The sequence below is a fragment of the Aeromonas sp. R6-1 genome, from assembly GCF_040908165.1.
Lineage (GTDB): Bacteria > Pseudomonadota > Gammaproteobacteria > Enterobacterales > Aeromonadaceae > Aeromonas > Aeromonas caviae.
On record NZ_JBFODF010000042.1, the window covers coordinates 151,005 to 177,229 of the forward strand.

The following is a 26,225-nucleotide window of genomic DNA, read 5'->3' on the forward strand; positions in this document are numbered from 1 at the left end:
TTACGATTCGCCGCAGCAGGGCGACGACCCCTCGGCGCGGGAAGCGCTGCCGGGCCCGGCGGGCAGCAGGCCGCACGCCTCGGGATGACCGGCGCAGCACTCCTCGGTGAGGTAGGCGATCACCCCCAGCATCAGGGGGATGTTGGCGCGATAGCGCAGAAAGCGCCCCTCCTGCTCCACCGACAGCAACCCGGCGTTGAGCATCCCCTTGAGGTGAAACGAGAGGGTATTGGGGGCGATGTCGAGCTCGCCGGCCAGCTCCCCCGCGACCCGCCCCTCCAGCCCGGCCTTGACCAGCAGCCGCCACACCTCGAGCCGGATGCCGGAAGCCAGCGATTCAAAGACCTTGGTGGCCGTCTCTTTGTTCATGGGTCTCCCCCCTTGGATGCTTCATTTCAACTATACAAGAATTATTGAAATGATCAAAGCGTCACCACCGAGCCGACATCGCGACGGGACGGGCCACCAGAGGCGCCGCCCCGGCCATGTCGTGCCCGCCAGCGGCCTCATGTCAGTCATACGGCTAATATCTGGCCTCTCTTTATAAGGCACTCTTATGACCTTACCCCGGACAATCCTCCCGTTGGCCGCCCCGCTCACCGCGGCGCCCTGCCCCGCCGCAAAGCCGCAATGCCGCAGAACAACCCCGGCGCCGGATGCACCAAAAGGCAATGAAACGAGAAATGGCCCCAGGGCCCCGCCATCAGATGACGGGGTCTGGGGAATCCGGGAGAAACCGGGGAGGAGAGAGAGGCGCAATCAGGTGATCACGGGATCCCGATATTGCCGATGGATGGCACAAAACGCCTCCCGGCTTTGCAGCGCCGCCGCGACGCAGACAGGGTCGAACTGGCTGCCGGCATGGGTCTTGAGGTATTCGAAGGCCGTTTCGAGGGGCCAGGCCTGCTTGTAGGGGCGCTCGCTGGTAAGGGCGTCAAACACATCTGCCACCGCAACGATGCGGGCTTCCAGGGGGATCGCCTCCCCCGCCAGTCCTTCCGGGTAACCCTGACCGTCGAAACGCTCGTGGTGGTAGGCGATGATGTTCTTCAGCATGTCGGTGTGATGGATGCCGTCGAGGCCGAACTCGCGGATCATCAGGGCGATCATCTCCCGCCCCTTGAAGGGGTGGGTCTTCATCACCCCGTACTCCTCGGCCGTGAGCTTGCCCGGCTTGAGCAGGATGGCGTCGGGCACCGCAATCTTGCCGATATCGTGCAGCTCGGAGAAGAGGTGGATGAACTCCACCTCCTCGTCACTCAAGGGGTAATGGGCCGCCACCTCCCTGGCGATGAGCCGCGAATAGGCCGACATGCGGTGCAGGTGATTGGCGGTCTCCTCGTCCCGGTAGCGGCTGAACTCCCGCACCGTGGTCAGCGCCCCGTTCAGGGTCTGGATGGAGAAGAACTCCACCGCGATGATGGCCGCCAGGATCTGGGCATAGGCCGCCAGCTCACCGCAAATGGCGCCATCGAAGTAACCGGGCTCTTTGGCATCGCAAAACAGAAAGCCGAACAAGCGACTGTTGAGCAGCAGCGGCTCGGTATAGCTCGACGCGTACCCGGCCGCCAGCACTTTGCGGCTGTGCTCGGAGGGGGAGCCCAGCAGGGAATCCAGGGTATCGAGCACTCTGGGCTGCTGGTGCTCGGCCAGGTAGCGCAGGGAAGGCACCTCGCTCAGCCTGACCTCGTACTGCAACAGCGGCGAGCCCCCGTCCGTGCTGTGGGCAAAGGTCTTGAGCTGGTCCGTCTGCGGGTCGTAGATGGCGATCGCCACCCGGCTCAACTTGTCAAACCGCTGCCTGAGGGTGGCGTGCACATTCTGCACTTTCTCACCAAATGAGCTCTCCATCCCGTACATCCTTCTGATAGGCCTGTTGGGAGTATAGTGACACCCTTTTTGCCCCTCCTGCCAAATGGTGACGGCGCACAGGGATCGTGATCCCGCCCGCACCGGCGACGGCCCCCTCCCTGCCCGTGGTCATGTCACGCCCGCCCCACCCCGCGTCCCCGGACAAAGAGATTGTTCGCTTCCGACGTGTCGGCTGTATAGTTTTTGGTTAGCCATTCCGGTAAAATCCGCGCCCTTGAATAAGAGCCACCTAAGAGTGATTGAGCGATGTCCAACACAAAACAGGCCCCCAAAGTAGGATTCGTCTCCTTGGGTTGCCCTAAAGGTTAAAAGATTACAATCCAAAAGCCACCCCCACCCCGCCTGACGGCTGCAATGACAACCCCCTTTCTAATGGGCTGTAATGCTGGACAAATGGCGCCAGGGTCATATGGAGCCGCTAGTGATTTTGAAATATCGCGGCGCATTTCTTGTTCCGCATGACGATAAATAAACGGATTTTATAGGTATCAAAAAACGAATGTTAAATGATACCAACGGATCACCCGTCCATCTAGTATCAACAAAACAGCTTGAACAATTGATGATACCATTACATAATGATACCAGATTAGTTGATACCAAGGTTTAGGGGGATATTATGGGTGGTCGTGTTTTCGGTTACGGTCGTGTGTCTACTGTAGAGCAAACATCGGAGAACCAGTTGCTGGCGATACGTAATGCTGGTTATGAGGTTCAGGATAGCCGTTGGCTGTCTGAGGTGGTATCGGGCAGCGTAAGCGCTATGGAGCGGCCTGTATTCTCTAATCTCGTTCTGAACAAGCTGGAAGAGGGGGATACGTTGGTTGTGTTGAAGCTGGACAGATTGGGAAGGGACAACATAGACGTTCAGAACACTGTCAGCATGTTGTGCGAGAAGGGCATTAAGTTAGTTTGTTTGGATCTTCCAGTCAGTAACTTGTCCAGTCCAGAAGGCAAGCTGATGCTGCAATTGATGGGCGCTTTTGCTGAATTTGAAAGGAATAGGATTAGAGAAAGAACAACCGAAGGATTAGCAAGAGCCAAGGCGGAAGGGAAGAAGCTGGGGAGGCCCGAGGCAACAGGGACAACAGAGCAGGTGCAGAAGTGTAAAGCGGATGGATTAAGCCAGAGCGAAACAGCCAGGGCGTTGGATGTTGGGATTGCAACCGTTAAACGCCATTGGAACAAAACGATTTAAAACAACAACTTAAAAATTTATGAATATTCAGAGGGCTGCCGTCATGGTGGCCCTTTTTGTTTTCTCAATGTCAAAAAATGCAATGTAACTATCTGATTTTACTGTTATTTATAAGGATTTAATGTGACAACCATAAAGCGCTCAAGCCAGTATCTATACGGGTTGCAGAGCTGCCCAGATATTAAATAAAAATTATTTTTAAATGTTTCCGCCAGAGTGGAAAACGCACTTTGTCTAACAAGAGCAATGCAATTCCACTTGGATCGATGTAAGATACTATTTTTTAATCAACAAAGGAATTGCATGACAATGAGAGTATTAATTCTAATGGCAAGCATACTACTATCGGGTTGCGGTCCGTCTGTGGATGTGCTTGGTGGGAACGTTAGAGGGTCAATGCAAGAAGTTTTTGATACAAATCAACAATATAAATCTTATGGCCTTAAGGTTGAGAAAGTCACTCTAGTTCACGAGCAAGGAAATAAATATAAGGGGAGTGCGATAGTCATATACAAGGGCAATGCTCATAATGTTATGATTAATGTAACTGCCGACGATAATAATGTCGTTTGGGAAACTCCTCCAGGTGCCCTATTGTTTATCTTTCAATCTGAATTAGATAAACTATTAAATCCCTCGGCAGAAGATAAAGAAGCAGAAAGAGCTGCATTTGCAAAAGAAATGGCGGCGGATTATGAGGCAATCGAGAAGGAAATTTTACGAGAACAACAGAGATTAAAGGAAGTTCTATCACAAAATTAAAAAATAAACTGGGGCTCCTTTATTTAATTTAGAGCCCCTTATTTTTACTGGAAAGAACAAATTCTGGCTGAAATTTTACTACGCCCCACAATCATCATATATACATTCATCCATTGTGGCACAGTCTCATTCACTTTGTGAATTCGCCCGCGGTAACTCCCGTTGGGATAAAAAAGGTTTTTGGGATCCTTGGGAACTTGGGAACCATGAAAGCAAATCATTGAATTATAAGGTGATTGTGAATTTTAGGTTGGGAACCACATTGGGAACCCAGCGGGAACCTGATTGGGAACCGGATAGACACATACAATAAAGGCCGCCCGAAGGCAGCCTGTTAGAATGAGTACTCATCAATTTTTTGGAAACACTTGGTATTTAACCATTTGGCCGCATCTGCGGGGATTGTATCCTTATGAATCCAGTACGAAGAACGAGAGGGCGCATTCTTAATCTTCTTCTGAACAAAACCTCTCTCTGTGAGCTTTGATTTAATGAGGTCTTTAGGTTCATCATCAAATGCTTTATAGAGCGTTGCTGGAGTGAAGGCCAACTGTCCCTCAAGCCACACGTCAAGGGCTTCTTCCAAGACGCTTTGGGAGGCACCTATCATGCCCTTTAGTGTCTCGGTCTGGTGGATCCGCTTGTGATGAAATCCGTCCAGGCTGTATGACATGAAATAATTGTAAACAACATCAAGGCCACCAGCATCTAACCAATCTTCCAGAGAGTCTATAAGGCTTTGTGTCTCGGCTCGGGATTCCGAGTGCTCAATCCTTCTCGGGACGTACCAGCGGCGTTCATCGGGGTCGAGCCGGAGGGGTCGGTATTCATTGCTGGCAAAAATTATCCGGCTGAAAATTTCAACTGTTCTTTCGGCCTCATACTTCTTCTCTAACACTACATGAGATTCGGAAAGAATGCTCTTGAGCTCAGTCATGGTTGCGTCAGATTTGCTTTTAGCATCGTCCAGCATTACCAGCATGGACTCTTCCAAGATCCCCGAGAATTGACCTGTAAGGCGCTTAAAGGAGTTGATGAGTTTTGTTTGCTTACACAGTAGCGGCGTTAATATCGAGTGGAACAGAAAGCCCTTGCCAGTGCCAGTGTCAGACGTTAACAGTAGGTGCCAACTCGGTCGCTGGTCTGGCCTTTGGAACATGTGGGCGAGCCACTGAGTGACAATGTGGCGCTCTTCGGGTTCAGGGAACATGCGAGACATGAAGGTTTCAAAAGGGGTGCCAACTATATCAGACTGGGTTGTACTGGTGGGCTCGTAAGCCTTGAAAGTGTTGAGTCTTGTCAGCCCTGACGGCTGGGGAATGTGCAGAGGTGCATTTGGTCTGAATGCTGTTCCAGAGACAAAAGAAAGACGCTTCTGTAGTTCGAGAAAGAGGTCTTCAGGGATACTGTTTTTGTCGATATTGTTCTGATTGCACCAGTGACAATAGAGAGGCGTCACGGCATGATAGCCGAAGTAGTCGTGATCCTTAGTACTGTAGAGTTCAGGGCCATTAGTACGGTTGACAAACACGAAGCCACGGGAGGCAAGGGATTGTGCAAAGCTATCGATTAGTTGTTGGTTGTCTTGGTTGTCTTGCATGGATTCTCCTGATAACTGGATAATAGCTCTAACAGCTTCGCTGCTGGTACGTTTGTAACAAGCTGGCGCAAAAAGGACTGTGCAGATTTGTTTGTTGATTGCATAATGATTTTTAGGTTCTCATCGGCTCGTCTGCCGAGTTCAAGCTCTATACGCATAATTTTATCTCCATTGAATCTAAATTAAAATAATTTGGCAGCCAGAAACAATATAATATCTAGCTGCCAAAAACAAGATATTTATCAAGAGAGCAAGAAAGATTTGAGTTTTGCTCTGATTTCTTCTTGTTCTTTTCTGGCTGCTTGTGCTGCTTTCTGTGCAGCCTCTTCGGCGGCTTCCTGCATCAATTGTTCAATACGACCATTAATTTCAGATTCAATTTCTTTGTTATATTGAACTTCAGCCTCTTTTTCTAATGTCTTTAACTCATCTTGCAATACAGAATCTGGCTTAATAAGGCGAACTCGAACAAACCCTGAACCACTACTATGATAACTGTATGCTCCAAGTTCATATCGATAACCATTAAGAATTTTTTCCTGTAACTGTGCCACAAGTAAATGACCATGATCGAGAATCTCAATGTAATTAACATGGCGGTCTTTCATATCTTCAATGCGGCGTTGCAACTCTTGAGGATCGGGTTTGCATTGTTCTTTAATACTGATTAGATACTTTTGGAGTTTAGGATCAAGTTTGGTTTGTTGGGTCATTATTCCTCTTGGTGAATTCAAAGGTGATTATTAGGATAAAAAATAAAATATCGAATGGAACACTACAAACTTGTAGTATTCTCATGAATATATAAGTTGTATATAGAAAAATTTATTCTGGCAGGTAGTGATATTCTGGCGCCCCACAATTCCACGTTTTCTTAATTAGAAGGTGAGATTCAAATCGGTCGAGAAGTACAGTTAAATTAGGGTGATTAATGTTGCCCATTCTTTCATGAATGTCGCGACGGGAGACAATGGGGCCGTCATTAACCAAAATTTGTAGGAGTTTAAGTTGGGGTTGTGTGCAGCGCAAACCGTGTGATTTCAAAATAAGTTTTAGCTTTGTGAGCTCTTGTTTAGCATTGGTCATCGAACCTCTTATAGGTATGGATTAAATAATAAAAAGGGGCACCAAAGGAACCCCCATAAAATTACAAGAATGTTATAAAACCATCTATGTAACCATTATATATATTAACATATTTTCATAAACTTTTCAATGATTGCAACTGTTATTTTTAATATATTTTTTACTTTCGTGCTTTTAGTTCTTTATTTAAAACTGGTGTGAAACGTGACAATATCGGTTGCATTTTCGACCATAGCTTTTCCTCTAACTCATTGATTTTAAATGTTAAACCACCAAGTTTATTTAGGGTTGCCGGATCTATGGTGGCACGTAGCCTTTCTATTTCATTAAGATCTTGTGCTGATGGTTCAAACAGAGCGGATGGGAAAGATGGCTCGGCTACAGCCGTTGGTGCGATGTTAGGATCCCCACTATAAACAACAAAACTATTATCCTGTGATTCAAAGGCTATCATGTAAGTTTTATCGTCTTGCTTATCTAAATAGACATTGGCAAATAAATTTCTGATTGTCTCCCGCAATTCTTGGCGATTCGGGTGCTTAATGTCATTGATGATTTGTTCTGTTAGATTATCAAATAAAAATTCGACAATTTGTTCGACCGTCTGTTCTCTACTTGTTTTCAAGGCTGCAATTTCAGTCACTTTCTTCAATTCAAGTGTAATTGTTTCACGTTGTGATTGAAGATTGCGGAGGTTTGCAATAGTAGAATCAAGATTGATTCCTGCACCAATGACAGCTTCAAAGTTTGAAATTTGAGTATTGATGTTTGATAATGTTTCATTTAATTCTGTAATTTTATGTTGGTATTGGTCACTGTTAGACATTCCCTTTAGTTTTAAATCAATGAAATTTTTTAGCAATGGGAACACCAGTAACCTTTCTGCAATCGTGCCGTCCATACTCCATGGAACACAACCTTTTTGGGCCTTGCCTGTCTCGCACACATACCGGATTTTGTTTCTATGAGTAAAGAAACTCATAGGGCCACGGCATTTGGCACACCGTAAGATATTCAAGCCGGATAATAAGGATATTGTGTTATACTGCTTATTGCACGTTATCTTATTGTTTTCTTTAATACTTTTCAGGTTTATGAAGTCTGACTCAGATATTAAAGGAGGATAGTAATTGTTTAATGTATAAGTTTTATTTTGAATGCTTATGACACGCTGACCAAACAAGGCGGGATTGTCCCGCATCTTTCTAAGTGCGGTAATGCTCCAGCCTTCGGCCCTAATGGTGCCATGCTTGTTTTTATATTTTAGTGCTGGTGGGCATTGGTAGTGATCGTTTAGATAGTTGCAGACACGGTACGAGCCCCAACCTTGTAGGAATAGTTTTATTGCTTTTTTAGCTGCTGGTGCATAGGTGGCATGTAGTCTAACTGGTTCGTATTGTGAACCACTATCATCAATCCAGAACGGATGCTTACCTGCGGCTTTAATGTTGACTGGTAAACCCTGATTGTGACGGTCTATCAGTGCTAACACATTCCGGTTCGTTCGGTCTGCCTTCGTCTTTGATTCTTCGTGAGCCCTACTAAACAGGAGGATAGATAACATCAAATCCGTTGGATTCGTGTTTACAGTTTCGGTGGTGTAGATCCGGCCATCAATGCCTGTGACGATGGTTAAGCCAAGACGCAACAGTTTTAAAAACAATTCTTGAGAGTTTGTGATAGCTTGGCGAGACAGGCGATCTAGGTTTTCAACATACAACCACGAATCCGAAGGGATAGCGCCACCCTCAACGGCTGCAATGAATGCACCTAAAGCGCCCTGTGACGCATTTGCGCCACGATAGGCACTGACACCACTATCTAAGACTTCAATGAAGTTTAAACCGTGTTCTAATGCGAACTGACGGGCTTGTGATACCTGTCGGGCATGGCTTGTGCCCTGTCCCTGCTTCTCTGAACTCCAACGAATATAACTGTATAAATTTTGGCCTTTGTGGTTTTGTACCATTCCTGTAAAATCCCGCGCCTTATAGACATGATGCAATGTGAGCTCTCCCCTTAATGACTAACACAAAACACGCACCGAAAGTAGGCTTTGTCTCTTTAGGTTGCCCCAAAAACCTGGTCGATTCCGAACGCATCCTGACCCAGCTGCGTACCGAAGGGTACGACGTGGTGCCCAGCTATGACGATGCGGAGCTGGTGGTGGTCAACACCTGCGGCTTCATCGACAGCGCGGTGCAGGAGTCCCTGGAAGCCATCGGTGAAGCCCTGGCCGAGAACGGCAAGGTGATCGTCACTGGCTGCCTGGGTGCCAAAGAGAACCAGATCCGCGAGATCCACCCCAAGGTGCTCGAGATCACCGGTCCCCACGCCTATGAAGAGGTGCTGGGCCACGTCCACAAATACGTGGAAAAACCCACCCACAACCCCTTCACCAGCCTGGTGCCGGCCCAGGGCGTCAAGCTGACCCCGCGCCACTACGCCTATCTCAAGATTTCCGAAGGCTGCAACCACCGCTGCACCTTCTGCATCATTCCCTCTATGCGCGGGGATCTGGTGAGCCGCCCCATCGGCGAGGTACTGGCCGAGGCCAAGCGCCTGAAAGAGGCTGGCGTGAAGGAGATCCTGGTGATCTCCCAGGACACCTCCGCCTACGGCGTGGACGTCAAGCACCGCACCGGTTTCTACGACGGCATGCCGGTCAAGACCAGCATGGTGGCCCTGTGCGAAGAGCTGGCCAAGCTCGACATGTGGGTGCGCCTGCACTACGTCTACCCGTACCCGCACGTGGATGACGTCATCCCCCTGATGCGCGACGGCAAAATTCTCCCCTACCTCGACATCCCGCTGCAGCACGCCAGCCCGCGCATTCTCAAATTGATGAAGCGCCCCGGCTCCGTCGAGCGCACCCTGGAGCGCATCCAGAAGTGGCGCGAGATATGCCCCGAGATCACCCTGCGCTCCACCTTCATCGTCGGCTTCCCCGGCGAGACCGAAGAAGAGTTCCAGATGCTGCTGGACTTCATCGACAAGGCGGAACTGGACAGGGTTGGCTGCTTCAAATACAGCCCGGTCGAGGGTGCCAAAGCCAACGAGCTGCCGGATCCGGTGCCGGCCGAGGTGCAGGAAGAGCGCTTCCAGCGCTTCATGGAGCTGCAACAGCAGGTCTCCATCCGCAAGCTGGCCCGTAAAGTGGGCAAAGAGATGCTGGTGCTGATCGACGAGGTGGACGAAGAGGGTGCCACCGGCCGCTCCGCCGCCGATGCCCCCGAGATCGACGGCCTGGTCTACCTGAACGGCGAGACCGGCCTCAAGCCCGGCGACATGGTCAAGGTCCGCATCGACGAAGCGGACGAGTACGACCTCTGGGCCAGCCTGGTGGAATAATCACGCCACTCCCCCTCAAAGCCAGTCGGTCTCACCGACTGGCTTTTTTAATGTCCGCCGCCCGTCAGGCTCTTGCATGCCCCCATATCATCCCCTGTCCCGCCCCTCATCACCGATCTCCCTCCCCTCCCTCTTTTCGCACGCGCCCGTGAGCCAGCGCACACTTCTCTCCGCTCGCGTGAGTCGCTTGTTTCCTGCACAAAAATAAGCCGTGTCAACGGGGAAAAAACGAGCACGATCCAGCTCACATTATCGTTGTCACAGGGAGTGGCAAGGTGACTTTTTACTTTGTGAGAATTAATGCAACTGTATAATTTAAAAGGATTAAAAATACATTTTGACGATAATGACGTGCGCCGTGCAATTTTTACGATATCGACGAAATGAAGAGTTGTTGTTTTCCTGTTAATTCTGCTTTTCTAAGGGCGTTGGACGACACAACTACAAGGGTGCAAAACCTGACCAACAGCGAGGGCCGGTATCCAAGCATGCGATGTCGGTGCTCCATTCCAAAACCATGGAAGACCAATAAGAAAGGAAAAAATATGCTTGCCAAAGTATCCAAAATCGCAACCTCAGTCATGCTGGGAACTCTGCTTGCCGGTGCCACCGGCACAGCCATGGCCGCCGACAACAAGACGGTGCTGACCCTGGTTGCCCAGCAGGAAACCGCATGGGTCAAGAACTTCAACCCCTTCCTGCAAGCGGGTCTGCTCCACACCACCCGTCACTTCATCTATGAGCCGCTGGTGATCTTCAACGATATGCAGGGTGGCAAACCCGTCTATCGTCTGGCTACCCACTACGCCTTCAGCGATGATCTGAAGTCCGTCACCTTCGACCTGCGCGAAGGGGTCAAGTGGTCCGATGGTGAAGCCTTCACCGCCGACGACATCCTCTTCTCCTTCAACCTGGTCAAGGCCAACAAGGCGCTGGACGAGCGCTCCATCTGGACTCAGATCAAGGGTGTCGAGAAGCTGGGTGACCACAAGGTCAAATTCGACCTGGCCGAGGTCAACACCAACGTGGTGAACGACCTGGTGCTGGTGCCCATCGTGCCGGAGCATCAGTGGAAGTCGGTGAAAGACCCGGTGGCCTTCACCAACGACAAGCCGGTCGGGACCGGTCCCTTCACCGAAGTGGACAACTTCTCCGCCCAGCTCTACACCCAGTGCCGCAACCCGCACTACTGGGACAACGCCAGCCTCTCCATCGACTGCCTGCGCATGCCGCAGATGGCCACCAACGACCAGGTACTGGCCGCCGTGATGAAGGGTGACGTGGACTGGTTCGGCTCCTTCGTGCCGGACATCGAGCGCCTCTACGTCGGCAACGATCCCAAGAACAACAAGTACTGGTTCCCCGCCTCCGGCACAGTGGCGTTCAACGTCAACTTCCAGAGCAAGAACCCGGGCAACCACGAAGCCTTCAACGACATCAACTTCCGCCGCGCCTTCTCCATGGCCATGGACCGCCAGTCCATGGTGGACATCGCAGGCTACGGCTACCCCACCGTCAACGAGTACCCGTCAGGGCTTGGCAAGGCATTCGCCTCCTGGGACAACCCGGACGTCGAGAAGAAGTACGGCAAGTACAACAAGTTCGACCTGGAAGGGGCCAAGGCCCTGCTGAAACAGGCGGGCTACAAGGACTGTGACGGCGACAAGTTCCTCGACACCCCGAGCTGCAAGAAGATCGAGTTCAAGGTGCTGGTACCGAACGGTTGGACCGACTGGGTCAACACCGTCCAGATCGGGGTCGAAGGCCTGCAGGCCCTGGGCCTGAACGCCAAGACCGCCACCCCGGAAGCCACCGTCTGGACCGAGTCCCTGATCACCGGTGACTTCGACGTCGCCCTGCAGGGTTACTTTGCCGGTGCCAACCCGCACAAGTACTTCGAGACCGCTTTCCACTCCCGCAACATGGGTGAGCGCGGCAACCGCTTCGCGGCGCCCCGCTACAAGGATCCCGAGCTCGACAAGCTGATCGACGACTTCACCCAGACCGCCGATGCGGCCAAGCAGAAGGAGATCATGTTCGCCATCCAGGAGCGTGTCGGGGCCAACCAGACCATCATCCCGGTGTTCAACAACCCGACCTGGTACGAATACAGCACCAAGCGCTTCAATGGCTGGTTCAGTGCCGACAACCCGGTCGCCAAGCCGCAGGTTCACCCGGACACTCCGGAGCGTCTGCTGCACGTGCTGTCACTCAAGCCAAACAGCTAATCACCCCGGCCCCCTGCGGGGGGCCCTCTTCCCCGCCATGTCTTCCATCCCCCGCACCTGCCGGGGTTGGGGGAGCTTTGCCCGGCGCGGGGCAGGCTTGCAGTAAAAGGTATCACCATGGGATTTATACTTAGACGCTTCTCCTTCTATCTGGTCGCCTTCCTGGTGGCCGCCACCATCAACTTCCTGCTACCCAGAGCCATGCCGGGGGACCCCGTCTCCGTCATGTTTGCCCGGGCCGGCGCCATGATGGAACCCGCCGCACTGGAAGCCCTCAAAGCCACCTTCGGTTTCGTGGACGGCCCCATCGGCACCCAGTTTCTCACCTATGTGAAGAGCGTCTTCACCTGGGATCTCGGCACCTCGGTGCGCTACTACCCCCAACCGGTTGCCGACGTCCTCGGCCGCGCCATCGGCTGGACCCTGTTCCTGGTGGGCACCTCCACCATTCTGAGCTTCTCCATCGGCTCCATCGTCGGCATCTTCGCCGCCTGGTACCGGGGCGGACGCATGGACAGCATCCTCTCCCCGCTCACCCTGGTGATGCAGGCCATCCCCCCCGTGGTGGTCTCCCTGCTCGCCCTCTTCCTGTTCGGAGTGAGCCTCGGCTGGCTGCCCATCGGCTACGCCTACAGCCCCGAGATCCCCGCCGATTTTGGCTGGGAACACATCAAGAGCATCCTGCTGCACGCCATCATGCCGGTGGGCACCCTGGCCGCGGTGCAGGTAGGGGGCTTTCTCATCACCATGCGCAACAACATGATCAACCTCCTGGGCGAGGACTACATCACCATGGCCAAGGCCAAGGGGCTCTCCAGCAACCGGGTGATCTTCAACTACGGCGCCCGCAACGCCGTGCTGCCCAGCGTCACCGCCCTCTCCATGGCGCTCGGTTTCGTCATCGGCGGATCCCTCATCACCGAGGTGATCTTCAACTACCCCGGCCTGGGACTGACCCTCTATCAGGGCATCCTGGCCCGTGACTACCCCCTCATCCAGGGGCAACTGCTCATCATGACCATCACCATGCTCAGCTTCAATTTCCTGGCGGACGTGCTCTACGTCTTCCTGGATCCCCGTCTGCGTACAGGAGGCAAATAAGATGCGTATGCCGACTATCTTGAAAATCCTGCTGGGCAACAAGAAGGCCGCCTTCGGCCTCGCCATCGTGGTCACCTTCGTGCTGATGGCCCTGTTCGCCCCGCTGCTCGCCAGCAACGAACCCACCAAGCGGGTCGCCCGCCCCCACCAGCCCCCCAGCGTGGAGCTGGTGATGGGATCGAACCGCATGGGCCACGATCTCTGGGCTCAGTTCACCAACGGCGCCCGCATCTCCCTGATGGTGGGCTTCGGGGCAGGCCTGCTGGTGTGCGCCCTGGCCATCACGGTGGGCATCACCGCCGGCTACTTCGGCGGCGTGGTGGACGAGTGCCTCACCTTCTTGATGAACGTGGTGTTGGTGATCCCGAACCTCCCCCTGTTGCTGGTGCTGGCGAGCTTCATCGGAGAGGCCTCCCCCATGGTGATCGCCCTCATCATAGGGTTGACCTCCTGGGCCTATGGCGCCCGGGTCATCCGCGCCCAGACCCTGGCCCTGCGGGAGAAGGAGTTCGTCATCGCCGCCGAGGTGCTGGGTGAACCGGCCTGGCGCATCATCCTGGTGGAGATACTGCCGAACCTCATCTCCATCATCGGGGTGAGCTTCATCGGATCCATCATCTACGCCATCGTCACCGAGGCGACCCTGGAGTTCCTGGGCCTTGGCGACCCCACCGTCGTGAGCTGGGGCATCATGCTCTACAACGCCCAGACCTCGAGCGCCATCCTGGTGGGCGCCTGGTGGGAGATCCTGGCCCCCTGCTTCGCCATCGCCACCCTGGGGGCGGGCCTCGCCATGCTCAACTTCGCCATCGACGAAATCGCCAACCCGCAGCTTCGTTCCCACAAGGGCCTGCGCCGCTGGAAGCAGCTTGCCACTCCCATCACTGCTCAGGAGAAGACAGCATGAAGCCGCAACAACCCCTGCTGTCGGTGCGCCAGCTCTGCGTCGACTACATCACCGAGAGCGGCGACGTGCGCGCCGTCAATTCGGTCAGTTTTGACATCATGCCGGGTGAGGTGTTCGGCCTCGCCGGCGAGTCCGGCTGCGGCAAGTCCACGGTCGCCTTCTCGGTGGCGCGCCTGCACAAACCGCCCGCCTACATCAGCGGCGGCGAGATCCTGTTCAAGGGAGAGAACATCCTCGGCTTCGATGACGAGCGACTGCGCAGCTACCGCTGGCGCCAGGCGAGCGTGGTGTTCCAGTCCGCCATGAATGCGCTCAATCCCGTGCTGCGCATGGAGGAGCAGTTCTGCGACGTGCTCTTGGCCCACAACCCCGGCATGACCCGCTATGAGGCGATCAAGCGCGCCCAGGAGCTGCTGGAGATCGTCGACATCCACCCGAGCCGGCTCAAGGACTACCCGCACCAGTTCTCCGGCGGCATGCGCCAGCGGCTGGTGATCGCCATCGCCATGGCCCTCAACCCCGAGCTGCTCATCATGGACGAACCCACCACGGCGCTCGATGTGGTGGTGCAGCGGGAGATCCTGCAGAAGGTCTATGCACTGAAAGAGAAGTTCAACTTCTCCATCCTCTTCATCACCCATGACCTCTCCTTGATGGTCGAATTTTGCGATCGCATCGGCATCATGTACGCGGGGGAACTGGTGGAGGTGGCGCCGGCCAAGGCGATCCTGACCGCGCCCCTGCACCCCTACACCCGGGGCCTTGGCAACTCCTTCCCCCCCCTGCACGGGCCCAAGACCGTGCTGGAGGGGATCCCTGGCAGCCCACTCAATCTGCTGGAGGTGCCGGTGGGCTGCCGCTTCCAGGCACGCTGCGCCAAGGTGCACGCGCGCTGCCGCCAGGAATACACCCGGCTGGCCGAGATCCGGCCCGGCCAACAGGCTGCCTGTCACCTTCATGAGGCAGCAGAGGAACAACCGGATCTTCCGATCCATCTGGACAAGGCCGCTGGCTGTTAAGGATGTCTGTCATGCAAATCGCCCAAACCGACGCGCCCATCATCGAGGTCCAGCACCTCTACAAGGACTTCGCCGTCAACTCCAACGCCATCAAGAGCGGCAAGATGCGGGCGCTGTCCGACATCACCTTCAACCTGCACCGGGGCCGCGCCCTGGCAGTGGTGGGGGAATCCGGCTCCGGCAAGAGCACCATCGCCAAGATCATCGCCAAGATGTACAAGCTCTCCAACGGCCGCATCCTCTACCGTGGCCGCGACCTCGAGGAGTTCAACAAGGGCACCGCCCTGCTGGACTATCGCCAGAGCGTGCAGATGGTGTGGCAGGATCCGTTCGGTTCACTGAATCCGACCCACACCATCTACCACCACATCGCCCGCCCCCTGCTGCTGCACAGCAAGGTGAGCGACAAGCGGGATCTGCCCGACATGGTCTATGGCCTCCTTGAAAAGGTGGGGCTGACTCCCGCCAAGGCGACCGCGGCCAAGTACCCGCACCAGCTCTCCGGCGGCCAGCGCCAGCGGGTCAACATCGCCCGCAACCTGGCGGTGGAGGCGGAAGTGGTGCTGGCGGACGAGCCCACCTCCATGCTCGACGTCTCCATTCGCATCGGCATCCTCAACCTGATGGAGCAGATGAAGAACGAGCTCGGCGTCTCCATGCTCTACATCACCCACGACATCGCCACCGCCCGCTACGTGGCGGAAGATCTGGCGGTGATGTACGTGGGTCACATGGTGGAGTGGGGAGAGGTGGACGAGATCCTGCACCACCCCCAGCACCCCTACACCCAGTTGCTCATCTCGGCGGTGCCGGATCCGGAGAAGAGCATCCACGCCGAGCTGGAGGGAGGCCGCAAGGGGGAGATCCCGCTCTGGACCCCGGAATCCCGTGGCTGTCCCTTTGCCGGGCGCTGCCATCAGGCCATGCCCCGCTGCAAGGAGAGCCTGCCCCCGGTGACCCGGCTCGCCGACAACCACTTCGTGCGCTGCTACCTCCACGAACAGGGGTAAGCAGGCCCGCGGCCGGGCGCCGTCGCCCGGCCATGCCTCGCGTCGGGGCCGCAAGGCCCCGCAATGAGCCTCGCCCGCCAGGGGCGAGCCTTCGGAGTAAGACCTTGATGGAACTTTTGATCAACCAGGTGGGTTACGAATGTGACGGGGAGAAGAGCGCCCTGCTGCAGTGCGGCGCCGACCTCGATATCCGCGGCCACGTCAGGTTGCTGCGCCAGGAGGACGACCACCTTTTGCTGGAGACGCCGCTGGTGGCGGCGGGGAGCGTCCCCGGCTGGCAGGGGCGCCACTACTGGCGGGCCGATTTCTCCGCCTTCACCGAGCCCGGCCACTACCGGCTGGAGGCCGTCGTGACCACGGAAGCGCAGGAGCGCCTGGTGCGCTCCACCCCCTTTGCCATCGGCCGGGGGCTGCTGGCGCGCCGCTGCCTCTCCGATGTCATCCACTACTTCAAGGGACAACGCGCCAGCGGCACCTTCGACCGGGCGGACCGCAGGGCACGACTCTTTGGCACCGATCAGCGCCGGGACGTACATGGCGGCTGGTTCGACGCCAGCGGCGACATGAGCAAGTACCTGAGTCACCTCTCCTACGCCAACTACCTCAATCCCCAGCAGACCCCCATGGTGGTCTGGTCCCTGCTCAAGTGCCGGGAACTCCTGGCGACACGTCGTGACATCGACGGGGTGAACCTGTGCAAACGGCTCAATGACGAGGGGCTGCACGGGGCGGATTTTCTCTGCCGGATGCAGGACGAGAGCGGCTTTTTCTACATGACCCTGTTCGACAAGTGGAGCAAGGATCCCGAGCAGCGGGAGCTGTGCGCCTATTCGACCCAGCAGGGGATCAAGTCCGCCCGCTGGCAGGCGGGTTTTCGCCAGGGGGGCGGCATGGCCATCGCCGCCCTGGCCCGCGCCGCCCGGGAACAGAGTGGCGGCGACCTTGACACAAGCCATTACGCCGAGGCGGCCAGACGCGGCTACCTGCACCTGCGCGAGCACAACCTCGTCTACCTGGACGACGGGGTCGAGAACATCATCGACGACTATTGCGCCCTGCTGGCGGCGGTCGAGCTCACCAGAACGCTGGGCGCCGAGTGGCTCGCCGAGGCGCGGGATCGGGCCGGCCGGCTGTGCGCCCGCCAGCGCGCCCACCCCGATCTCGGCCACCATTGGGCCGCCAACGACGATGGCTCTCGCCCCTACTACCACGCCGCCGAGGCGGGCCTGCCGGTACTGGCGCTGCTGGAGTATCTCGCCATCGAGCCGGATCCGGTGCGCCAGTGGGCGGCCAGGACCGTCGCCGAGCAGGCCCTGGCCGCCGAGCTGGCCCTCGCGGCCCGGGCAGGCAACCCCTTCTCCCTCGCCCGCCAATATGTCAAAGGGGTGGATGAAGCGCCCCGGGTGAGCTTTTTCATGCCCCACCACAACGAATCCGGTTACTGGTGGCAGGGGGAGAACGCCCGGCTGGCATCGCTGGCCACCATGGCGTTTGCTGCCGCACAGCACCTGCCCGGGCAGAGCGCACTGCTGCGCACCTTCGGCCAGCAGCAGCTCGACTGGATCCTGGGGAGAAACCCCTTCAACGCCTGCATGCTGGCGGGTCAGGGCATCAACAACCCGGAATACACCGCTGGCTACCCCAATGCACAGGGGGGGATCTGCAACGGCATCACCGCCGGCTTCGATGACGAAAATGACGTGGCCTTTATTCCAGAGGCGTACAAGGATCGGCTGGATCAGAACTGGCGCTGGGGGGAGCAATGGATCCCGCACGCCGCCTGGTTCGCCCTGGCCATCACCTGGCAGAGCGCACAAGGAGGCCACCATGATTGAGAGCGGTTCACACATCACTGGCACCGGGGAGAGCCCTGGATCCTCCATACCACCAGCCAGGTTTACCCTGGCCATCACCTGGCAAAGCGCGCAGGGAGGCCCCCATGATTGAGTTCTGGGTCGGGGTGGATGGCGGCGGCACCCACACCCGGGCCCGCATTCGCAACAACGCAGGCAAGCTGCTCGGCGAGGGGCGCGCCGCCGGCTCCAATCTGGAGCTGGGCATCGCCCTCGCCCACGGCCATGTGCTGGCCGCCATCGATCAGGCCCGCATCGACGCGGGTCTGCCCAGGGAGAGCGAACAGCGGATGGGAGTCGGGCTCGCGCTCGCCTCCGCCGAGCTCGCCGACTGCTATCACGCCATGCTGACCATGCCCTTCCCGTTTGCGCGGGTGAAGCTCACCTCCGATGCCTTTGGTGCCTGCCTCGGCGCCTTCGACGGCCAGGAGGGGGCCATCCTGATCGCGGGCACCGGCTCGGCGGGGCTCATCTACCGGGAGGGACGCCTTCGCACCTGCTCGGGTCGCGGCTTCCCCGTCTCAGATCTCGGCAGCGGCGCCTGGCTCGGGCTGCGCGCCATCCAGCAGTCCCTGCTCTGCCACGACGGCATCCTGCCCCCCAGCACCCTGGCGGTGCGCCTGATGGATCACTTCAAGCGGGATCAGGCCGAGGTGGTGCGCTGGGCCGCCCGCGCCATCCCGGCCGACTATGGCCGCTTCGCCCCCTGGGTATTCGATGCCGCGAGCGACGGGGACGAGCTCGCCACCGCCCTGCTGGATGAGACCTGTGCCCAGCTCGGCATGCTGCTGGAGGGCATGACCCAGCTCGGGGCAGACCGGATCGCCCTGCTGGGTGGCATCGGCACGCGCCTCGCCCCCCGTCTGGGCCACTTCCATCTGGTCGCCCCCAAGCGCGACGCGCTGGAGGGGGCCATCCTGTTTGCCAGGACGGAGGCGCTGCCATGTCTGCATCCCTGAGCCTGGTCGGGCCGACAACACCTGCGGGACAGGTTCCCGTTTCCTTCACCCCATCAGAGGAATTCCCATGTCCGCACCCCTGATCCACACCCGGGTCGATCACCGTGATGGTGACGATGTCTGGTTTCGCTTCACCCTGAGCCAACTGCCAGCAGCCCCCTGGAAACTCCACTTCTGCCTCGCCCGCCAGATCGATCCCCACTCGATCGAAGGGGGCGCCCTGGAGCGCCAGAGCGGCAGTTACAAGGTCATGGTGCCCCATGAGGGGGTGAGCGAGCTGCGCTTCTGTTGTCGCAACACCCCGCTCAAGCATGACTCCGATATGCCCAAGGGTTTCTTCCTGAGCCTGGAGAGCAAGGGACAGCTACAACCCCTGGTGCTGGAGGGGGAAGACCTTGGTCTGACCAACCCGCCCTCCCCGGGCCCCGACCTGCCACAGGTGGAGGCCGTCAACGGCCTCGTGCCCCAGCCCGCCCACCTGATTTATACAGAAGGCAACTTCCGGCTGGCCGAGCGGGCCCACGTCGACGGCCCCGTTCCCCTCGCCTCCCTGCTCGCCCATTTCAACGAGCTGACAGGCCTGGCCCTGACCCAGGATCACGATGCGGAGATCCACCTCGTCGAGGCGACACTTCCCCCCGAGGGGTATGAGCTCACCATCACCCCTGAGGAGATCGTCATCCGGGCCGCCGGCGAGGCGGGCTGGCGCCACGGGCTGGTGAGCCTGGCCCAGTGGGCGCTGCAACACGGAGAGAGCCTGCCCTGCCTGACGGTGCGGGATACACCGCGCTTCGGTTTTCGCGGCATCTTCCTCGACTGTGCCCGCCACTTCCACTCCATCGCCACCCTCAAGCGCCTGCTCAAGCAGATGAGCCTCTACAAGTTCAACCGCTTCCACTGGCACCTGACCGATGACGAGGGGTGGCGCCTTGAGATCAAGGCCTTCCCCCAGCTGACCGCCGTGGGAGCCTGGCGCGGCCATGGACTGGCGGTGGGACCCCAGCTGAGCGGCGGCCCCGATCCCTACGGCGGCTACTACACCCAGAGCGAGGTGCGCGAGCTGGTCGCCTACGCCGCCGGGCTTGGCATCACCATCATTCCGGAAATTGACATCCCGGGGCACTGTCACGCCGCCATCAAGGCGCTGCCCGAGCTGCTGGTGGAAGAGGCAGACCGCTCCCGCTACCTCTCGGTGCAATATTTCGACGACAACGTGCTCAACCCGGCCCTGCCCGGCACCTACCGGTTCCTGGACGCCGTGATGGACGAGGTGTGCGATCTCTTCCCCGGGAGTCAGGTTCACATGGGGGGGGACGAAGTGCCCACCGGCGTCTGGACCGACAGTCCCGCCTGCCAGCAGCTGATGGCCGAGCAGGGGTATCAGGATTGCCGCGAGCTGCAGGGGCACCTGCTGCGCCACTGCCAGCACTACCTGGCCAGCAAGGGCAAGCAGATGCTGGGGTGGGAAGAGATACTGCACGGTGACAAGGTGAGCCGGGAGGCCACCGTCTTCGCCTGGACCAGCTTCCAGGCCGGCCTGGATGCCGCCGCATCCGGTTACCCCGTGGTGATGGCGCCTGCCCAGCACCTCTATCTGGATCTCGCCTGGAGTCAGGACATCCACGAGCCGGGACTCTACTGGGCGGGTACCCTCAACCTGGCGCAGGTGCATGCATGCGATCCTGCCCCGGCCGATTTCCATGCCAACGATAACATCCTGGGGGTGCTGAGCCCCTTGTGGTCGGAACTGATCACCTCTCGCGATCGTCTCGACTACATGTTGTTCCCGCGCATGCTGGCCACGGCAGAGGTGGCCTGGAGCACTCCCGCCCGCAAGGTGTGGGAGAACTTCGTCGCCCGTCTGCCCGGCCAGCTGCACATCCTCGACCAGTTGCAAGTGCGTTACCGGGTGCCACAGAGGTAGTGTTATCTTTTTCTTTTCGGCGACCTTTTGGTCGCCGTTTTTTTACCCATCAACAACAAAAACCCAACCTAGCCCCTACTTTTCATCTGCCTTTGTTGGCAAAATAAGGCCCCCGATGAAACCAGACAGGGGATGCACCTCCCTGCGGTTCCGCCACAATAACAATCAGCAAACAGATCGGAGCTTACCCTTATGGCCCGCAAACACGCCCAAGTCGTGGACAGTGAAGTGGAATTTCCCGCCGACGTGCAACTCGTCTCCACCACGGATCTGCGCGGCGTCATTACCTACGCCAACCCCGCCTTCTGCCGCATCGCCGGTTACCAGGTCGATGAACTGGTCGGCCACAACCACAACCTGGTTCGCCACCCCGACATGCCCAAGGCCGCCTTCGCCGACCTCTGGGATCGCCTCAAGGAGGGCAACCCCTGGCGGGGAGTGGTGAAAAACCGCTGCAAGGATGGCCGCTATTACTGGGTCGACGCCTACGTCACCCCCATCTACGAGCACGGCAAGATAAGCGGCTACCAGTCGGTGCGCTGCAAGCCCGACCCCCAGCTCAAGCAGGCTGCCGCCCAGGCCTATCGGGCCCTGCTTTCGGCCGAGCAACGGGGCACCCCGACCCGCCCCTCGCTGCGCCGTTTCAGGCCGCTGATGCTCGGCCTGCCGCTGCTGGCGCTGCTGGTCTGGGCCGCCCTCACCCAGGGCCCCCTCACCGCGCTGCTGATGCTGCTTCCCCCCCTCGCCATTGCGGGCGCCTACTGGCGCGAGCTCATCGCCCTGCCCCGCTATCTCAGGCAGCTCGGTCAACAATATGACAGCCTGACCCGGCTGGTCTATTCGGGGGATGCCCCGGGTGCCATCGCCGATTTTCACCTGAAGATGCTGCAGGCCCGGATCCGCACCGTGCTGGGGCGGGTCGACGATGCCACCCATCCGCTTCAGGCCCTGGCAACCGATCTGCAGGACTCCTCACACCGCGCCTTCCTCGACATCAACGAGCAGGATGCCCAGACCCAGCAGATGGCGGCCGCCATGACCCAGATGGCCAGCACCGCCCACGAAATCGCCCGCAACATCCAGGACACCAACGGCCAGGTGACCGAGGCACGCAGCAGTTGCCAGAGCACGGTGGAACAGCTGGATCAGACCCAGCAGCAGATGACCAGGCTGGCCAGCCAGGCGGAGCAGGCCTTCCACTCCGCGGTGGAGCTCGCCAGCGAGTCGGAGCGCATTGGCAGCGTGATGGGTGAAATCCAGGGCATCGCCGAGCAGACCAACCTGCTGGCCCTCAACGCCGCCATCGAGGCCGCCCGTGCCGGCGAGCAGGGGCGCGGCTTTGCGGTGGTGGCGGACGAGGTGCGCACCCTGTCGACCCGTACCCACAAGGCGACCGAGCAGATCCAGGGCAGCATCAGCCAGATCCAGCACACCCTGGAGCGCTGGCAGGGCATGATGCAGGACAACCTGGCCCAGACCCGGGAATGTGTCGAGATGACCCGCCAGGGATCAGGCAACCTGCACCTGGTGCTGGGGGAAATCGATCAGGTGACCGAATTCTCCACCCAGATCGCCGCCGCCGCGGAGCAGCAGCAGGTGGTGGTGGAGGAGATCAGCCGCAACATTCACCAGATCTCCGAATACTCCCGCGCCAACAGCCAGAAGATCCAGGCGGTGGACGACTCCAGCCAGGAGCTGCTCAGGCGGGCCCGCGAGCTCAGGGGACTGAGCCAGACCTTCGGCTGACAGATTGCAAGCCCCATGACAGAAGCGCCACAATGGCGCTTCTGCTTTTTTGACGAGCCATCATCATGAGAACGAACGCCCCCCCCCTGGACAAGACGGCCCGCATCGAGGCGATCCTCGCCCTGATCCCCCCCGGCCGCGTGGTGAGCTACGGCCAGGTGGCGGATCTCGCGGGCCTGCCAGGACGGGCACGACTGGTGGGAAAAGTCTTGCGGGAGACCGACAAGGTGCTGCCCTGGCACCGGGTGCTGGGGGCGGCAGGCACCATTTCGCTGCCAAAAGGATCCGCAGGCTTTGACAAGCAAGCGGGGCTGCTGCAGGAGGAGGGGGTGCCCGTGATTGGCGGGCGGGTCAGGATGCGGGAGTGGCAGTGGCAGCCCGACCTGGCCGAGCTGCTCTTTCTGGTTCCCTTCTGACGAGGCTGGCACGCCCCGAAGGGATGGGGGCTCTTGCAACAAAGGGAGGGCCTCTGTAGTCGCCCTCCGTCACGTTCTCTTCCCTAGTCGCCGGCAATGGGCCCCAGAATGTCATCGCTGCGCACCTGTACCGGGATGGTCTCATCCTCCCGTTGCAAGAGCACCAGCAGACTCTGTCTGTCCACCTCCAGCACATAGGCTGTCCCTTCACGGGTCAGGCAGGTCATGCCCGGCCGTATTTCATGTATCTCCATGACAACTCCCTGTCTTGCGCTGCCATCCATGCAGCCATTCCAGTATATCGCCATCCACCAACAAAGAAGCCCCTCGCAAGGGGCCTCTTTCATCATGCTGTGAGCGGCGTCGCCATCAGGCTTTCTTCGCCTTGGGCAGGCTCTCCTGCCATTTTCCGTTGTCGTAATGGGCTGTCCAGCCGGTCGCCTTGCCGTTGACCTCGGTCATCACGTACTGCTCCTTGGTCTTGCGGCTGAAGCGCACCACGGAGGCGTTTCCGTCAGGATCTGACGCCGGGGCGTCCGCCAGGTACTGGTGCTTGGGAGAGAGGCGATCGCGGAAGCGCTTGAGCTCCTCCACCAGGGGCGCACGGGTCTCGCGGGATTTGGGGAAGTTGCTGGCGGCCAGGAAGAGACCTGCAGCGCCGTCCCGCAGCACGAAGTGGGCGTCGGACTGGGTGCATTTCAGCTCGGGCAGGGGTACCGGATCCTCTTTCGGCGGTGCAATGTCGCCATTTTTCAGGATCTTGCGGGTGTTCTTGCAGCTCTCGTTGGTGCAACCCATGTATTTGCCGAAACGGCCGTTCTTGAGCTGCATCTCGGAGCCGCAGCGATCGCACTCGATGCTCGGCCCTTCGTAGCCCTTGAGCTTGAACTGCCCCTGCTCCACCTCGTAGCCATCGCAATCCGGGTTGCGACCGCAGACGTGCAGCTTGCGGCTGTCGTCGATGATGTAGGCGTCCATGGCGGTGCCGCAGATCCCGCAGCGATGCTTGGCACGCAGCGCATCGGTTTCCGCCTCGTCCCCGTCGGTGGCGGAGACGAACTCGTCCGCACTGACCAGGTTGATGGTCTTCTTGCAGCGCTCCTTGGGCGGCAAGGCATAGCCGGAGCAACCGAGGAAGACGCCGGTGGTGGCGGTACGGATACCCATCTTGCGGCCACAATCCGGGCAGTCGATGTCGGTCAGCACCATCTGGTTGGCACGCATGCCTCCCTCTTCATGGGGCTTGTCGGCCTGCTCCAGCTCCTGGGTGAACTCGGCGTAGAAGGCGTCGAGCACCTTCTTCCACTCCAGGCTCCCCTCGGCGATGCCGTCGAGCTTGTCTTCCATCTTGGCGGTGAACTCGTAGTTCATCAGCTCGACGAAGTTTTCCACCAGGCGGTCGGTGACGATCTCCCCCATCTTCTCGGCGAAGAAGCGGCGGCTCTCGACCCGCACATACCCACGGTCGACGATGGTGGAGATGATGGAGGCGTAAGTGGACGGACGGCCGATGCCGCGCTTTTCCAGCTCGCGCACCAGGGCCGCTTCGGTGAAGCGGGCGGGCGGCTTGGTGAAGTGCTGGCGCGGATCCAGCTTGACCAGTTTCAGCACCTCGCCGACGGTCACCGCCGGCAGCTGGCTGTCTTCACCCTTGCGGCCCATGGGCGGCAGGGCCTTGGTCCAGCCGGCGAAGCGCAGGGTGCGACCGCGCGCCTTGAGCTCGAACTCCCCTGCCTTGACGGTCAGGGTGGAGGAGTCGTACTGGGCCGGGGTCATCTGGCAGGCGACAAATTGGCGCCAAATGAGGTCATAGAGCCGCATGGCATCGGGCTCCATCCCTTCCAGCATCTCGGCAGTCACCTGGACGCTGGAGGGGCGGATCGCCTCGTGGGCCTCCTGGGCATTGGCCTTGGCGCCGTAGAGGTTCGGATCGCTCGGCAGGTAGGCGGCGCCATACTGCTCGCCGATGTATTCCCGCACCGCGTCCACCGCCTCTTTGCTGAGGTTGGTGGAGTCGGTACGCATATAGGTGATGTAACCCGCTTCATAGAGACGCTGGGCCATCATCATGGTCTTCTTGACCCCGAAGCTCAGACGAGTGGAAGCGGCCTGCTGCAGGGTGGACGTGATGAAGGGAGCGGACGGCTTGGAGCCGGTCGGCTTGTCTTCCCGGTTGACCACCTTGTAGTCGACCCCTTCCAGGGCCGCCACGGCGGCGAAGGTCTCGGCCTGGGTCACCGGCTTGAAGTCGGCACCGTTGCGGCTGACCACCTCCATGCGCAGCTCGCTCTTCTCGGCGGTGAGCAGGTCGGCGTTGAGATCCCAGAACTCCACCGGCACGAACGCCTTGATCTCCCGCTCCTTGTCGACGATGAGGCGCACCGCGACGGATTGCACCCGACCGGCGGAGAGGCCGCGGGCCAGCTTCTTCCACAAGAGCGGGGAGACCATGTAGCCCACCACCCGGTCGAGGAAACGACGGGCCTGCTGGGCGTTGACGCGATGAATGTTCAGCTCGGACGGCTGGGCGAACGCCTCCTGGATGGCGCTCTTGGTGATCTCGTTGAACACCACGCGCTTGTAGCGGCTGTCGTCGCCACCGATGATCTCGCGCAGGTGCCAGGCGATCGCTTCCCCCTCTCTATCCAAGTCGGTTGCGAGATAGATGGTGTCGGCCTTGGCGGCCAGACTTTGCAACTCGCTGACCACTTTTTCCTTGCCGGGCAAAATCTGGTAGTTGGCCTGCCAGCCTGCGGTCGGGTTGATGCCCATCCTTGAGAACAGGGCGTTGCGATCCTTGGCCGCCTTCTCGGATTCGCTGAGCTTGATGCCGCGAATGACAGGTTTTTTGGGCTCGGTGCTGGCGCTGCCGCTGGTCGGCAGATCGCGCACGTGGCCTACGCTGGATTTCACCACGTAGTCCTTGCCCAAATATTTGTTGATGGTCTTGGCCTTGGCCGGAGACTCCACGATGACCAGTGATTTGCCCATGCTGTAACTATTATCCTCATTGCACCCGACGGGGTTGGCGTGCGGTTTTGTGGGGCTGTATAAGAGATTTGACGGGAAAAAGCAATCTTGCGGGTCAATTTGCCCGACAGCCCGAACCGCCCTGCTTCTTTATTTATTAATGCGAAGCCGGGGCGCGGGAAGCAACCGCTTTTTTGTTTTTATGCTATATCCCCCCCTTTTT

20 protein-coding genes are annotated in these 26,225 nt (G+C 58.3%); 13 read left to right on the plus strand and 7 right to left on the minus strand.

The features are described from left to right. Together AB5Y68_RS13145 and AB5Y68_RS13150 are read right to left on the minus strand one after the other, a co-directional pair. Window positions 1-369 carry a helix-turn-helix transcriptional regulator gene (locus AB5Y68_RS13145; RefSeq protein ID WP_039039917.1) on the minus strand — a complete coding sequence of 123 codons (369 nt, stop codon included), beginning with the start codon at window positions 367-369 and terminating at the stop codon, window positions 1-3. Window positions 370-759: 390 nt separating this feature from the next. Then, window positions 760-1,851, minus strand: a complete 1,092-nt coding sequence (locus AB5Y68_RS13150) for an HD domain-containing phosphohydrolase (RefSeq protein ID WP_039039918.1) — start codon at window positions 1,849-1,851, stop codon at window positions 760-762. 640 nt (window positions 1,852-2,491) lie between these two features. On the opposite strand from AB5Y68_RS13150, the gene AB5Y68_RS13155 reads away from it, so the two are divergent. Together AB5Y68_RS13155 and AB5Y68_RS13160 are read left to right on the plus strand one after the other, a co-directional pair. Beyond that, complete coding sequence (locus AB5Y68_RS13155) at window positions 2,492-3,070, plus strand: recombinase family protein (RefSeq protein ID WP_325768184.1); 579 nt, start codon at window positions 2,492-2,494, stop codon at window positions 3,068-3,070. Between the two features lie 303 nt (window positions 3,071-3,373). Then, complete coding sequence (locus AB5Y68_RS13160) at window positions 3,374-3,832, plus strand: hypothetical protein (RefSeq protein ID WP_325768186.1); 459 nt, start codon at window positions 3,374-3,376, stop codon at window positions 3,830-3,832. Window positions 3,833-4,166: 334 nt separating this feature from the next. On the opposite strand, the gene AB5Y68_RS13165 is transcribed toward AB5Y68_RS13160, so the two are convergent. The 3 genes from AB5Y68_RS13165 to AB5Y68_RS13175 all read right to left on the minus strand — a co-directional run bounded on the left by AB5Y68_RS13165 (window position 4,167) and on the right by AB5Y68_RS13175 (window position 8,523). Next, window positions 4,167-5,432, minus strand: coding sequence for a primase-helicase family protein (locus AB5Y68_RS13165; RefSeq protein WP_325768187.1), 1,266 nt, complete (start codon window positions 5,430-5,432; stop codon window positions 4,167-4,169). Window positions 5,433-5,674: 242 nt separating this feature from the next. Beyond that, entirely contained in the window at window positions 5,675-6,145 is a 471-nt protein-coding gene (locus AB5Y68_RS13170; protein ID WP_118854098.1) for a hypothetical protein, read from the minus strand. A 533-nt stretch (window positions 6,146-6,678) separates the two neighbouring features. Continuing rightward, window positions 6,679-8,523: a recombinase family protein gene (locus AB5Y68_RS13175; RefSeq protein WP_325768191.1), complete on the minus strand. Its 1,845-nt coding sequence runs from the start codon at window positions 8,521-8,523 to the stop codon at window positions 6,679-6,681. Window positions 8,524-8,540: 17 nt separating this feature from the next. On the opposite strand from AB5Y68_RS13175, the gene rimO reads away from it, so the two are divergent. The 11 genes from rimO to AB5Y68_RS13230 all read left to right on the plus strand — a co-directional run bounded on the left by rimO (window position 8,541) and on the right by AB5Y68_RS13230 (window position 23,032). Then, on the plus strand, window positions 8,541-9,869 hold the full coding sequence (gene rimO, locus AB5Y68_RS13180; RefSeq protein ID WP_368207236.1) for a 30S ribosomal protein S12 methylthiotransferase RimO: 1,329 nt from the start codon (window positions 8,541-8,543) through the stop codon (window positions 9,867-9,869). Between the two features lie 545 nt (window positions 9,870-10,414). After that, window positions 10,415-12,097: an ABC transporter substrate-binding protein gene (locus AB5Y68_RS13185; protein WP_039040531.1), complete on the plus strand. Its 1,683-nt coding sequence runs from the start codon at window positions 10,415-10,417 to the stop codon at window positions 12,095-12,097. 117 nt (window positions 12,098-12,214) lie between these two features. Continuing rightward, a complete protein-coding gene (locus AB5Y68_RS13190) occupies window positions 12,215-13,198 on the plus strand; it encodes an ABC transporter permease (protein WP_010673905.1) in 984 nt (327 codons plus the stop codon). Between the two features lies 1 nt (window position 13,199). Further along, window positions 13,200-14,105: an ABC transporter permease gene (locus AB5Y68_RS13195; protein WP_010673904.1), complete on the plus strand. Its 906-nt coding sequence runs from the start codon at window positions 13,200-13,202 to the stop codon at window positions 14,103-14,105. After that, window positions 14,102-15,124 carry an ABC transporter ATP-binding protein gene (locus AB5Y68_RS13200; RefSeq protein WP_039040530.1) on the plus strand — a complete coding sequence of 341 codons (1,023 nt, stop codon included), beginning with the start codon at window positions 14,102-14,104 and terminating at the stop codon, window positions 15,122-15,124. The genes AB5Y68_RS13195 and AB5Y68_RS13200 overlap by 4 nt, the downstream gene beginning before the upstream one ends. An 11-nt stretch (window positions 15,125-15,135) precedes the next feature. After that, window positions 15,136-16,134 (plus strand): ABC transporter ATP-binding protein, encoded by a 999-nt coding sequence (locus AB5Y68_RS13205; protein WP_039040529.1) that lies wholly within the window; start codon window positions 15,136-15,138, stop codon window positions 16,132-16,134. Window positions 16,135-16,241: 107 nt separating this feature from the next. Continuing rightward, entirely contained in the window at window positions 16,242-17,969 is a 1,728-nt protein-coding gene (locus tag AB5Y68_RS13210; RefSeq protein WP_039040528.1) for a glycoside hydrolase family 9 protein, read from the plus strand. Window positions 17,970-18,073: 104 nt separating this feature from the next. Continuing rightward, window positions 18,074-18,946, plus strand: a complete 873-nt coding sequence (locus tag AB5Y68_RS13215; RefSeq protein ID WP_039040527.1) for a BadF/BadG/BcrA/BcrD ATPase family protein — start codon at window positions 18,074-18,076, stop codon at window positions 18,944-18,946. Between the two features lie 67 nt (window positions 18,947-19,013). Beyond that, complete coding sequence (locus tag AB5Y68_RS13220; protein WP_039040526.1) at window positions 19,014-20,870, plus strand: beta-N-acetylhexosaminidase; 1,857 nt, start codon at window positions 19,014-19,016, stop codon at window positions 20,868-20,870. A gap of 192 nt (window positions 20,871-21,062) precedes the next feature. After that, complete coding sequence (locus AB5Y68_RS13225) at window positions 21,063-22,616, plus strand: PAS domain-containing methyl-accepting chemotaxis protein (protein ID WP_039040525.1); 1,554 nt, start codon at window positions 21,063-21,065, stop codon at window positions 22,614-22,616. 65 nt (window positions 22,617-22,681) lie between these two features. Next, entirely contained in the window at window positions 22,682-23,032 is a 351-nt protein-coding gene (locus tag AB5Y68_RS13230) for an MGMT family protein (protein WP_039040524.1), read from the plus strand. An 83-nt stretch (window positions 23,033-23,115) separates the two neighbouring features. Here AB5Y68_RS13230 and AB5Y68_RS13235 read toward each other — a convergent pair whose 3' ends face one another. Both AB5Y68_RS13235 and topA read right to left on the minus strand, forming a co-directional pair. Further along, entirely contained in the window at window positions 23,116-23,286 is a 171-nt protein-coding gene (locus AB5Y68_RS13235; protein WP_164882955.1) for a hypothetical protein, read from the minus strand. A gap of 115 nt (window positions 23,287-23,401) precedes the next feature. Next, window positions 23,402-26,023, minus strand: a complete 2,622-nt coding sequence (gene topA, locus AB5Y68_RS13240) for a type I DNA topoisomerase (RefSeq protein ID WP_039040523.1) — start codon at window positions 26,021-26,023, stop codon at window positions 23,402-23,404. Window positions 26,024-26,225: the final 202 nt, after the last annotated feature.